Raw genomic sequence first — 11,463 nt, forward strand, 5'->3', positions numbered from 1 at the left:
GAAAAGGGATGATAATGAACACTCTGTTAGCGAATCCGTTTAAAGCGGCCCTTGCGCGGGGAGAGACGCAGATTGGCCTGTGGCTCAGCTCCACCTCGGCCTATATGGCCGAAATTGCGGCGACGTCAGGCTACGACTGGCTGCTGATTGACGGCGAGCACGCGCCGAACACCGTGCAGGATCTGTATCATCAGCTTCAGGCGATAGCGCCTTACGCCAGCCAGCCGGTGATCCGCCCGGTTGATGACCAGCGAAGTCTGATAAAGCAGGTGCTGGATATCGGCGCAAGAACGCTGCTGATCCCGATGGTGGAAAGCGCCGAACAGGCCAGGCAGATTGTTTCCGCCACTCGCTATCCGCCCGTTGGCACGCGGGGCGTAGGGGCAGGCGTCGCCCGCGCAGCGCGCTGGGGGCGCATCGAGAATTACATGGCCAAGGCCAATGACGAGCTGTGCCTGCTGATTCAGGTGGAAACCCGAACGGCACTTGAGAATCTCGATGAAATCCTCGAGGTTGAAGGTATTGATGGTGTGTTTATCGGGCCTGCGGACCTTTCCGCTTCGCTTGGCTACCCGGATAACGCCGGGCACCCGGAGGTGCAGCGCATCATTGAGCAGAGCATTCGGCGTATTCGGGCGTCCGGTAAAGCAGCGGGCTTCCTGGCGGTCGATCCAGCAATGGCGCAGCGGTGCCTGGAATGGGGCGCAAATTTTGTCGCGGTAGGCGTCGATACGATGCTTTATACCGACGCGCTCGATAAACGGCTGGCGCTGTTCAAAGCCGCTCCAGCCGGAGGGAGCAAAAGCAGTTACTGAAGGTCAGGCAGGCTAAGCGCCTGAGCCAGCAGGGTGATGGGATGTTCACAGCGCAGGCTGGTGGACATCTCAATCTGCCATTTGCAGGTTTCACAATCGGTGATCGCCAGGTCAGCGCCGCTCTCTTCAATCTGCGCAAACAGCGGCGCGCCAATGCTTTGCGAAGTGGCATAGTTTTCAGATTTAAAACCGTAAGTTCCGGCAATGCCGCAGCACTGCGAATCCAGCACGATCACTTCCAGCTCCGGGATTTGGCGCAGCATCTCAAGGGTGTAAATCGACCAGCCCATTTTCTCCATATGGCAGGGCGTGTGATAGACCACCCTCAGCGGCATACGGCGCAGCGGCAGGGTTTTCCCCGCATCCAGCTGTTTCCACAGCCAGCGGGTGGCAAGCTCAATGCCGTCGCGAACGTCGTGGTTATCAATATCCAGCAGATGTGGATATTCGTCGCGCAGGGTGAAGGTGCAGGTTGACGACGTGGCAATCGCGGGCAGCTGTTTTTCCACCACCGCCTTGCGCAGTGAAGCGGTATTGATTTGCGCCTGTTTGCGCGCCTTATCGACGAAACCGTTAGCAATCAGCGGCACGCCGCAGCACTTCTCTTTATCGAGCAGCTGCACCCCGACGCCGAGGGCGTTCATCACGCTTATCAAATCTTTGCCGAGCTGTGGGTTGTTGTAATTGACGTAGCAGCCGTGGAAAAAAGCCACCTGCTCTGCATACTGCGCCTGCTGTTTTTCAACCCGACGATACCAGCGGCGGAAGGTTCCGGTGCCGTATTTCGGCAGCTGGCGGCGATGGTCAATTTTCAGGGCCGCGTCGAGCAGCCGACGGACAGGCTTCAGGCCCGTGGTGGCGTTGATAACAGGCGCAAACGGCGTGGAAAGCGTGCCCATCAAGTCGGTATGGCTGAGGATGGCATCGCGGAGCGTGGGCTTTTGCTGGCTGAACTGCGCGCGGGCCCGCTGGATGATATCACCAATGCGAACGTCCGAGGGGCAGGCCACCTCACAGCGCTTACAGTTGATGCAGTATTTCAGCGCTTCGTCATACAGTGCGCCATCTTTGAGCCGCAGGCGTTCACCATCGGGACCTGCCTGTTTCGGGCCAGGGTAGCCTGGATTCACGCGGCTTACCGGACAGGCCGTGGTGCAAACCGTGCATTTGATGCAGTGGTCAAAACGGGTGTCGCTCATGGCTGCTCTCCGCTAAGTTCCGTTATCTGGCGGGCAACGTGCAGCGCCGTAACCGCGCTGACGCCGCCAGCGCAGCCCTGTGAAAGACCGTCAAAACCCGCGTGTACGCCGCCGATGGCGAAAAGGTTGTTGAATGTCTGGCCGTTGAGTGAGGCGCGCAGGGAGCTGTCCGTTTTGACGCCAAAGCGCTGCCACGGCTGTGGCTGAAAGAAATCACTGCGGGTCCAGCCTTCGCGCGGTGCCGTTTGCATGACGTCCAGACCAAGCACGGGTTCGCTTATGCCCTGTCGGCTGGCGACCAGGCCGCTGCTGAAGAAGCTGCCGCTGGCGAGGATGGCGAAACGCGTTCGCAGTGGGATCTCGCCGTGATTGCGGGTCGAAATGGCGCTGACGTTTTGTCCGTCGTGGATAACGTCCGTCACCGCGTCGCCTGCCAGCCACACGCCGCCGTTTTTAACAAACTGGCGCTGCAAGGCGGTGTGCAGCCTGATACCGGGCACTGACGGGGGGAGCGTGGGCAATAACGAAAGCGGGCAGGGAAGGGATTCGTTGAGTCCACGCCACAGGGTGTTGTCCTGTAAACCAAAGCAGGCAGGCATCAGGATCCTGTCGTACTGTTCCGCTATCGGCAACAGCGCGCTCAGCAGGCTTTGCGACTGATTCTCGCCATCCAGCACCCGGGCCAGATTCACCGAGCGGAACTCCGATGCGTTCTCACGCAGGGCGTCGAGCTGCGGCAGTTCTATCTCCAGCGCGTCCGCGTGTGCGCCCGTTTTCCGCAGGGAAGCCGCCACCAGATGCGGCTGGAAATCGAGAAAGCCGCTGATGCCGACCACCGCGATACGTTCGCCCCTTTTCGGCGCGAGGGCGATGTCCTCTGGCGTCAGCCAGGCCTGGCGCAGGATGCCAATTGGCGTGATTCGCTGATGGGGCTGTCCGACGTCGCCCTGCATGGTAATACCACATTCGCTCAGCAGCGCTTCCGTCCGGCGCGCGTATGCCAGCACCTGCGTTTTGCCGAGCAGGCTGTAGGGATGCGTCGGTTCGGTTGTCGCGAGTGCTTCCAGCGCGCTTTCCGTCGTGCAGTCAGGCGAATGAGCCAGCAAATCCAGCGAGCCGGAAGAGAAGTGCAGGCCGCTTTGACCGCGGCTGATAATGGCGCAGCGCAGGCCCTGCCGGGTCAGTTCCAGCCCGCACATCAGCCCTGCGAGCCCGCCGCCGATAATTACGGTATCAAACCTCATCCTGATGCTCCTTTTCCAGTCCGCACAGTCCCTGCCACACCCAGCGTGTGAACTCACTTTCCCGCAGCGCATCACCCCAGGCGACGGGCTGCACGCCGCGCCAGCGTTCGTTCAAAAATTCAGAGAGCTGATTGAGCGACTGCGCGGGCGTGGTGACCTGGTAACGCTGTAACAGACCCGCGGCACGGCAGGCGCAAAGTTCCCCCTGACAGGAACCCATGCCGACGCGCGTACGGCGACGTAAATCGAGAAGATTTTTTACTGCCAGCTTGTCGACGGCATAGTGAACTTCCCCGGCGGTAACAGCTTCACACTCGCACACCAGACTGCGGCTCAGGCGTGAGTCCCCCAGCGACTTCGGCGTCCGATCGCCGTGACGATAAATGGCCGAACCACGCAGCGGGGCCGGGAGTGAAATGACTTTGTGCAGCGTATTTTCCGTGCTTTCTCGTGAGCCCGGCAGCGGTGTTTCAGCTGTTGTACAGGGCGCGCGGTGGTTCAGCTTGCGACAGACGGCATCGGTCGCCATTTCCGCCATCAGTCGATAGGTCATCAGCTTGCCGCCGGTGATGGTGATAAAGCCTTCCATGCCGTCGCGGTTTGCGTGGTCGAGCAGCACAATGCCGCGACTGACGCTTCGACCGCTCGGGTCGTCATCGCTGGCGATCAGAGGACGCACGCCGCAGTAAGCCCGCAGAATACGCGTGGTTGCCATAATAGGTGCCAGTTTTTCGCCTTCGCGCAGCAGGATATCCACCTCTTCTGTGGTGACACGGTTGTAGTCGATATCACGGTAATCAATATGCGTGGAAGTCGTGCCAATCAGTGAAATGGTATCGCCCGGCACCAGAATGTCGGCATCGGCGGGCTTGCGGCAGCGGTTAATCACGTGCTGGTTGATGCGGTTTTCGAAAATGAGCAGTGAGCCTTTGGCCGGGAACATGCGCACGGAGAGGTCGGCATATTCGGCAATGCGCTGGCCCCAGATGCCGCCAGCGTTGACGACGATCTGCGCATAAAGCTGTTCTGTTGTTTGCTTTGTGCGATCCCACACCCTGACTCCGCGAATGCGCTCGCCCTGGCGTATCAGCCCCGTGACCTCGCAGCCTGTGCGAATAACGGCACCGTGCTCGCGGGCATCCAGCATATTGGCGGCGGTCAGCCGGAAAGGGTCCACGGTGCCATCGGGCACTGTAACCGCACCGATAATCGCCGGGTTTACCGCGGGCTCCAGCGCCAGCGCCTGAGCGGGCGTCAGCGGTTGGGCATCAATATTTGCGCTCTGGCAGGCGGCAATAAACTGCTGCTGAAAGTCGAGAGAATCCTCCGGCAGGGTAATAAACAGCCCCTGCGTGGCTTCGATGCAGTGGCGGGCAATGCGTTTGAGAATGGCGTTTTCGGCTATACATTCCCGGGCGGATTCCGGATCCGTTACCGCATACCGCGCGCCGCTGTGCAGCAGGCCGTGGTTGCGGCCGGTGGCACCGGTGGCGATATCGTCTCGCTCGACGAGGATCGCCTTCAGGCCACGCAGGGCGCAATCTCTGGCGATCCCGGCCCCCGTTGCACCCCCGCCGATAATGATGACATCGGCCTCACCGGTCGTGGAGAAAGTCATTCTGAACCCTCACTGTTCATTTTCATCCATTTAGCCACAGTAATACTGTGGTTTGTTTGATATCGCGCATAATCGAACATAAAACGAAAATGAAACGTGATTTCGTGCTCATAATGGAATTTTTGTCATAAATCTGTAACATTTTGTGCGACGTTTCACAGTACGTTGATCGGGCTTTGCCTACCATCCGGGCCGTACTACAACTCATTCACATTACTGATGATTCTCAGACGCGTTTGTCTGATAACGATGGCCACGGAGGCTACCATGCTCAGTATTTTCAAACCTGCCGCGCACGCTTCAAGACTGCCCGAGGCGCAGACCGATGCCCACTACCGCCGCCTGCGCTGGCAGATTTTCCTCGGGATCTTCTTCGGTTATGCGGCCTACTATCTGGTGCGCAAAAACTTCGCCCTGGCCATGCCTTACCTGATTGAACAGGGCTTTTCGCGCGGCGATTTAGGCTTTGCGCTGTCGGGAATTTCTATTGCCTATGGCTTTTCGAAATTCATCATGGGCTCGGTTTCCGACCGCTCTAACCCGCGCGTTTTCCTGCCAGCGGGGTTGATTCTCGCGGCGGCGGTGATGCTGTTTATGGGCTTTGTTCCGTGGGCAACCTCCAGCATCGCTATCATGTTTGTGCTGCTGTTTATCTGTGGCTGGTTCCAGGGTATGGGCTGGCCGCCTTGTGGGCGCACCATGGTCCACTGGTGGTCGCAGAAGGAGCGCGGTGGCATTGTGTCGGTGTGGAACTGTGCTCATAACGTGGGCGGAGGCTTGCCGCCGCTGCTGTTCCTGCTCGGCATGGCGTGGTTCAACGACTGGAAAGCGGCGCTCTATATGCCTGCTTTCGGCGCTATTCTGGTGGCGCTATTTGCCTTTGCTTTGATGCGCGATACGCCGCAATCCTGTGGCCTGCCGCCGATTGAAGAGTACAAAAACGATTACCCGGATGACTACAGCGAGAAGCACGAAGAAGAGCTGACCGCCAAACAGATCTTCATGCAGTACGTGCTGCCCAATAAATTACTGTGGTACATCGCAGTGGCGAACGTGTTCGTGTATCTGCTGCGTTACGGCATCCTCGACTGGTCGCCAACCTATCTGAAAGAGGTGAAGCATTTCGCACTGGATAAGTCTTCCTGGGCCTATTTCCTCTACGAATATGCAGGGATCCCTGGCACGTTGCTTTGCGGCTGGATGTCGGACAAAGTGTTCCGCGGCAACCGCGGCGCTACCGGCGTGTTCTTTATGATTCTGGTGACCATCGCCACCGTGGTTTACTGGCTTAACCCGCCGGGCAACCCTGGCGTCGACATGGCCTGTATGATCGTTATCGGCTTCCTGATTTATGGCCCGGTGATGCTGATTGGCCTGCATGCCCTTGAGCTGGCACCGAAAAAAGCGGCGGGCACGGCGGCAGGCTTTACCGGATTGTTTGGCTACCTCGGCGGGTCTGTCGCCGCCAGCGCCATCGTGGGTTACACGGTAGATTTCTTCGGCTGGGATGGCGGCTTTATGGTGATGATCGGTGGCAGCATTCTGGCGGTGATTTTGCTGCTGGTGGTCATGGTGGGTGAACGTAAGCACCATCAGGAAATGCAGATGAAGCGGGCGTAATTGTTTTGGATAATAAAAAAGGGTCGCTCAGCGACCCTTTTTCACATCTCGATTTCAATATCGCCTTTGGCTCTGCAGCAGCAGGGCAGAATTTCTCCCTGCTGAACGAATGCCAGCGGCTCCATCAGCCAGTCAACCTGGCCGGACACCAGCCGACAGCGGCAGGAGCCGCAGTAGCCTTCGCGGCACTGGAATTCAACCGCCACGTTGTGCGACTCCAGCGCCACCAGTAATGAAGGGTGTTCTTCCTGGCACAGCAGCTGTGTGCCAGTGACGCGAAGGGTTACGCGGCTCATCAGAGCTGGAAGTTGCTCAGGTCGTCGGCATCGACTTCAGCATCAATCTGGCCGACCAGATAGGAGCTGACTTCCACTTCCTGCGGCGCCACCTGCACGTTATCGGACACCAGCCAGGTGTTGATCCACGGGATAGGGTTGGAGCGCGTCTGGAACGGCAGGTCGAGGCCAACAGCCTGCATGCGGATGTTGGTGATGTACTCGACGTACTGGCAGAGAATGTCTTTGTTCAGGCCAATCATTGAGCCGTCGCGGAACAGGTACTCTGCCCACTCTTTCTCTTGCTGAGCTGCCAGCACGAACAGGTCATAGCATTCCTGTTTGCACTCTTCGGCGATCTCCGCCATCTCCGGGTCATCCTGGCCTGAACGCAGCAGGTTCAGCATGTGCTGGGTGCCAGTCAGGTGCAGGGCTTCATCACGGGCGATCAGACGAATGATTTTGGCGTTGCCTTCCATCAGCTTGCGCTCAGCAAAGGCAAAGGAGCAGGCGAAGCTCACGTAGAAGCGAATCGCTTCCAGCGCGTTGACGCTCATCAGGCACAGATACAGCTTCTTCTTCAGCTCACGCAGGTTCACGGTGACGGTTTTGCCGTTCACGGTGTGGGTGCCTTCGCCCAGCAGGTGCCAGTAGCTGGTGAGTTCGATCAGCGAATCATAATAGTGGGAAATGCCTTCCGCACGCTTCTGGATCTGCTCGTTGGTGACGATATCATCGAACACGGTCGCCGGATCGTTGACGATGTTGCGGATGATGTGGGTGTAGGAGCGTGAGTGGATAGTTTCCGAAAATGCCCACGTCTCAACCCAGGTTTCCAGTTCAGGAATCGAAATCAGCGGCAGCAGCGCCACGTTCGGGCTGCGGCCCTGAATGGAGTCCAGCAGCGTCTGGTACTTCAGGTTGCTGATAAAAATGTGCTTTTCGTGGTCAGGCAGCGCCTGATAGTCGATGCGATCGCGGGAGACGTCCACTTCTTCCGGGCGCCAGAAGAAGGAGAGCTGTTTCTCAATCAGCTTTTCGAAGATGTCATATTTTTGCTGATCGTAGCGAGCCACGTTGACCGGCTGGCCGAAAAACATCGGCTCAAGCAGCTGATTATTTTTCGTCTGTGAAAAAGTGGTGTATGCCATTGGGAGTCCTGTTGAGCTTGTATTGCCCGGCGGCACTGGCTTGGCCGGGCCTACAAAAACGTAGCCGGGTAAGCGTCGCGCCACCCGGCAGGTATCTTAGATCTTACATGCGCCGCTTTCGCAGCCGTCGTCCTGGATGGACGGGGCCAGATCGTCCTGAGCATCTTCTGCGCCATCACGGGTGTTGTGATAGTACAGGGTTTTCACGCCAAATTTATAGGCATTGAGCAGGTCTTTGAGCAGCTGCTGCATCGGCACTTTGCCAGACGGGAAACGCGTCGGGTCATAGTTGGTGTTCGCCGAAATCGACTGGTCGATAAACTTCTGCATGATGCCGACCAACTGGAGATAGCCGTCGTTGTTCGGCATTTCCCACAGCAGCTCGTAGCCGTTCTGCAGTTTTTCGTAGTCCGGCACCACCTGGCGCAGGATACCGTCTTTCGACGCTTTGATGCTCACGTGGCCGCGCGGCGGCTCAATGCCGTTGGTGGCGTTAGAGATCTGTGAAGATGTCTCTGACGGCATCAGGGCAGAAAGCGTGGAGTTACGCAGGCCGTGCTCTTTGATGGACTCGCGCAGGGCTTCCCAGTTGTAGTGCAGCGGCTCGTTGACGATGCCGTCCAGATCTTTCTTGTAAGTATCGATCGGCAGAATGCCTTTGGCGTAAGTGGTTTCGTTGAACCACGGGCATGCGCCTTGCTCTTTCGCCAGTTCGTTAGAGGCTTTCAGCAGGTAGTACTGAATCGCTTCGAACGTCTTGTGGGTCAGATTGTTGCCGCTGCCGTCGGAGTAGCGCTTGCCGTGCTTCGCCAGGTAGTAAGCGAAGTTGATCACGCCAATGCCGAGGGTACGACGACCCATTGCACCGCGTTTTGCAGCCAGAATCGGGTAGTCCTGATAGTCGAGCAGGGCGTCCAGCGCACGGACGGCGAGGATCGCGAGCTCTTCCAGATCGTCCAGGCTGTCAATTGCGCCGAGGTTAAACGCCGACAACGTACAGAGTGCAATTTCACCGTTTTCGTCGTTCACGTCGTCCAGCGGTTTGGTCGGCAGGGCGATTTCCAGGCACAGGTTAGACTGGCGCACTGGCGCAACAACTGGATCGAACGGGCTGTGGGTGTTGCAGTGGTCAACGTTCTGGATGTAGATACGGCCGGTGGAGGCACGTTCCTGCATGACCAGAGAGAACAGCTCGACCGCTTTGATACGCTGCTTGCGGATGCTGTCGTCTTTTTCGTATTTCACGTACAGGCGTTCGAACTCATCCTGATTGGCGAAGAAGGCGTCGTAGAGGCCTGGCACGTCAGACGGGCTGAACAGCGTGATGTCTTCGCCTTTCAGCAGACGGGTGTACATCAGCTTGTTGATCTGCACGCCGTAGTCCATGTGACGCACGCGGTTTGCTTCCGTGCCACGGTTGTTTTTCAGCACCAGCAGGCTTTCCACTTCCAGATGCCACATCGGGTAGAAGAGGGTTGCCGCACCGCCGCGCACGCCGCCCTGAGAGCAGGACTTCACCGCAGTCTGGAAGTGCTTGTAGAACGGAATACAGCCGGTGTGGAACGCTTCACCGCCGCGAATCGGGCTGCCCAGCGCACGAATGCGACCGGCGTTGATGCCGATCCCGGCGCGCTGGGAAACGTATTTCACGATGGCGCTGGAGGTGGCGTTGATGGAGTCCAGGCTGTCGCCGCACTCGATCAGCACGCAGGAGCTGAACTGACGAGTCGGGGTGCGCACGCCGGACATAATCGGCGTTGGCAGAGAAATTTTGAACGTGGAGACGGCGTCATAGAAACGCTTCACGTAGTCCAGACGGGTTTCACGCGGGTAGTTCGAGAACAGGCACGCGGCAACCAGAATGTAGAGGAACTGGGCGCTCTCATAAATTTCACCGGTCACACGGTTCTGGACCAGGTATTTGCCTTCCAGCTGCTTCACGGCCGCGTAGGAGAAGTTCATGTCGCGCCAGTGGTCGATAAAACCGTCCATCTGCTTGAACTCTTCTTCCGTGTAGTCTTCCAGCAGATGACTGTCGTATTTACCCAGTTCAACCATGTTGACGACGTGGGTGTAGAGTGCCGGTGGCTCGAACTGGCCGTAGGCCTTTTTACGCAGATGGAAAATCGCCAGGCGCGCGGCCAGGTACTGGTAGTCCGGTGCCTCACGGGAGATCAGGTCAGCGGCAGCCTTGATGATGGTCTCATGAATATCGGCAGTTTTGATGCCGTCGTAGAACTGGATGTGTGAGCGCAGTTCAACCTGAGAAATGGAAACGTTGTTCAGCCCCTCGGCCGCCCAGTCCAGCACGCGATGAATTTTATCGAGATCGATACGCTCGGTCCCACCATCACGCTTAGTCACCATCAGACTCTGATTCATGTGCTTTACCCTGTCCGTGAAAAGAAAAATATCCCCCGTTTATCCACAGAAAGTCGCTGTGACTAACTCTGTGGATAAATACTATATATAGGGGGTGTGCGATAAGTTAAACGCTATATGGTGAGTATTCTAGTAAGGATTCATTTGAGTACAAGGGTTGATTTTGGCGTTAACTTGAGGTTGCTAAAGCGTGAAAAAGGCTAAGTCCTAGAACTGTAAGGCCTGGACGTGATGTCAATAATTTAGAAAAAAAAATGAAAATTTGATCGAGTGCTGATTTCTTCAACGAGGGGGAGTTTTGCGCAACAGAATGCTGCGCAAACTTGATAAGAATAATCTATGACGTCAGTCGTTTTTTGCGGTGGTGTGCAACATATAGTTAACATCAACGCCGGGTGCGAGCTTAAAGTGGTTGGTGACCGGGTTGTAGTGCAGGCCGGTGATATGGCGCTCCTGCAAACAGGTTTTGTCGACCCAACCCAACAGCTCGGCAGGTTTGATGAATTTCTTCACGTCGTGGGTGCCTTTGGGCACCATCTTTAACACATACTCTGCGCCGACAACCGCCATGAGCCAGGCTTTACCGTTGCGGTTAATGGTGGAGAAAAAGACCTGGCCGCCCGGTTTGACCAGTTTTGCACAGGCATTGACGACGGACTGCGGGTCCGGCACGTGCTCCAGCATCTCCATGCAGGTGACAACGTCGTACTGTTGTGCGTGCTTCGCGGCATGATCTTCCACGGTTTCCTGCACATAGTTCACCTGAATGCCCGTTTCTAGCGCATGCAGACGCGCCACCTGAAGAGGTTCGAAGCCCATATCCAGCCCGGTAACATCGGCCCCTTCACGCGCCATACTTTCGGCGAGGATGCCACCGCCGCAGCCCACATCGAGCACTTTCTTGCCAAACAAACCGTCGGAACGGGTGGCGATATAGCCCAGACGCAGCGGATTGATACGGTGCAGCGGTTTAAATTCCCCTTCGAGATCCCACCAGCGTGAAGCGACGGCTTCAAATTTCGCAATTTCGTCGTGATCGACGTTAGCCACCGGCTGTTTTTCAGCATTCATGGGCGCATTGACTCCTTTTTTAATCAGGCCAGTGAGTATATCAGCACCCCGGCGCGAATAAAGCGTTGTGCGGGTGCTATTGGTTTAC

Annotated in this window: 9 protein-coding genes; 2 read left to right on the forward strand and 7 right to left on the reverse strand. The window is 57.2% G+C overall.

Features of this window, described 5'->3' with window-relative positions; translation table 11 throughout:
• Positions 1-14: 14 nt before the first annotated feature.
• Entirely contained in the window at positions 15-815 is an 801-nt protein-coding gene (gene yfaU / locus CRO87_RS04765; protein WP_097161786.1) for a 2-keto-3-deoxy-L-rhamnonate aldolase, read from the forward strand.
• Here yfaU and glpC read toward each other — a convergent pair.
• From glpC to glpA, 3 genes are read right to left on the reverse strand one after another with little or no spacing between them, the layout of a single operon-like run.
• Complete coding sequence (gene glpC / locus CRO87_RS04770; protein WP_097161787.1) at positions 809-2,014, reverse strand: anaerobic glycerol-3-phosphate dehydrogenase subunit GlpC; 1,206 nt, start codon at positions 2,012-2,014, stop codon at positions 809-811. The two genes, yfaU and glpC, sit on opposite strands and share 7 nt — an antisense overlap.
• On the reverse strand, positions 2,011-3,258 hold the full coding sequence (gene glpB, locus CRO87_RS04775) for a glycerol-3-phosphate dehydrogenase subunit GlpB (protein WP_097161788.1): 1,248 nt from the start codon (positions 3,256-3,258) through the stop codon (positions 2,011-2,013). Before glpB ends, glpC begins: the two co-directional genes overlap by 4 nt.
• The gene (gene glpA / locus CRO87_RS04780; protein ID WP_097161789.1) at positions 3,248-4,876 is read right to left on the reverse strand and encodes an anaerobic glycerol-3-phosphate dehydrogenase subunit A; all 1,629 of its coding nucleotides are present in this window, start codon (positions 4,874-4,876) and stop codon (positions 3,248-3,250) included. The genes glpB and glpA overlap by 11 nt, the downstream gene beginning before the upstream one ends.
• Positions 4,877-5,143: 267 nt before the next feature.
• On the opposite strand from glpA, the gene glpT reads away from it, so the two are divergent.
• The gene (gene glpT / locus CRO87_RS04785) at positions 5,144-6,496 is read left to right on the forward strand and encodes a glycerol-3-phosphate transporter (protein ID WP_097161790.1); all 1,353 of its coding nucleotides are present in this window, start codon (positions 5,144-5,146) and stop codon (positions 6,494-6,496) included.
• Positions 6,497-6,537: 41 nt separating this feature from the next.
• Here the strand turns inward: glpT and yfaE are convergent, their stop codons facing one another.
• The 4 genes from yfaE to ubiG form a co-directional block, all read right to left on the reverse strand.
• Complete coding sequence (gene yfaE / locus CRO87_RS04790) at positions 6,538-6,792, reverse strand: class I ribonucleotide reductase maintenance protein YfaE (protein ID WP_097161791.1); 255 nt, start codon at positions 6,790-6,792, stop codon at positions 6,538-6,540.
• Positions 6,792-7,922 (reverse strand): class Ia ribonucleoside-diphosphate reductase subunit beta, encoded by a 1,131-nt coding sequence (gene nrdB / locus CRO87_RS04795; protein WP_097161792.1) that lies wholly within the window; start codon positions 7,920-7,922, stop codon positions 6,792-6,794. Before nrdB ends, yfaE begins: the two co-directional genes overlap by 1 nt.
• 96 nt (positions 7,923-8,018) lie before the next feature.
• Entirely contained in the window at positions 8,019-10,304 is a 2,286-nt protein-coding gene (gene nrdA / locus CRO87_RS04800; RefSeq protein WP_097161793.1) for a class 1a ribonucleoside-diphosphate reductase subunit alpha, read from the reverse strand.
• A 345-nt stretch (positions 10,305-10,649) separates the two neighbouring features.
• Complete coding sequence (gene ubiG / locus CRO87_RS04805) at positions 10,650-11,375, reverse strand: bifunctional 2-polyprenyl-6-hydroxyphenol methylase/3-demethylubiquinol 3-O-methyltransferase UbiG (protein ID WP_097161794.1); 726 nt, start codon at positions 11,373-11,375, stop codon at positions 10,650-10,652.
• Between the last annotated feature and the right edge of the window lie 88 nt (positions 11,376-11,463).

It is taken from the genome of Enterobacter sp. CC120223-11 (assembly GCF_900215375.1).
Classification (GTDB): domain Bacteria; phylum Pseudomonadota; class Gammaproteobacteria; order Enterobacterales; family Enterobacteriaceae; genus Scandinavium.

Excerpts from the sequence above, each read along its gene's own strand:
- yfaU (WP_097161786.1), top strand. The coding sequence starts at position 15 with ATGAACACTCTGTTAGCGAATCCGTTTAAAGCGGCCCTTGCGCGGGGA.
- glpC (WP_097161787.1), bottom strand. The coding sequence starts at position 2,014 with ATGAGCGACACCCGTTTTGACCACTGCATCAAATGCACGGTTTGCACC.
- glpB (WP_097161788.1), bottom strand. The coding sequence starts at position 3,258 with ATGAGGTTTGATACCGTAATTATCGGCGGCGGGCTCGCAGGGCTGATG.
- glpA (WP_097161789.1), bottom strand. The coding sequence starts at position 4,876 with ATGACTTTCTCCACGACCGGTGAGGCCGATGTCATCATTATCGGCGGG.
- glpT (WP_097161790.1), top strand. The coding sequence starts at position 5,144 with ATGCTCAGTATTTTCAAACCTGCCGCGCACGCTTCAAGACTGCCCGAG.
- yfaE (WP_097161791.1), bottom strand. The coding sequence starts at position 6,792 with ATGAGCCGCGTAACCCTTCGCGTCACTGGCACACAGCTGCTGTGCCAG.
- nrdB (WP_097161792.1), bottom strand. The coding sequence starts at position 7,922 with ATGGCATACACCACTTTTTCACAGACGAAAAATAATCAGCTGCTTGAG.
- nrdA (WP_097161793.1), bottom strand. The coding sequence starts at position 10,304 with ATGAATCAGAGTCTGATGGTGACTAAGCGTGATGGTGGGACCGAGCGT.
- ubiG (WP_097161794.1), bottom strand. The coding sequence starts at position 11,375 with ATGAATGCTGAAAAACAGCCGGTGGCTAACGTCGATCACGACGAAATT.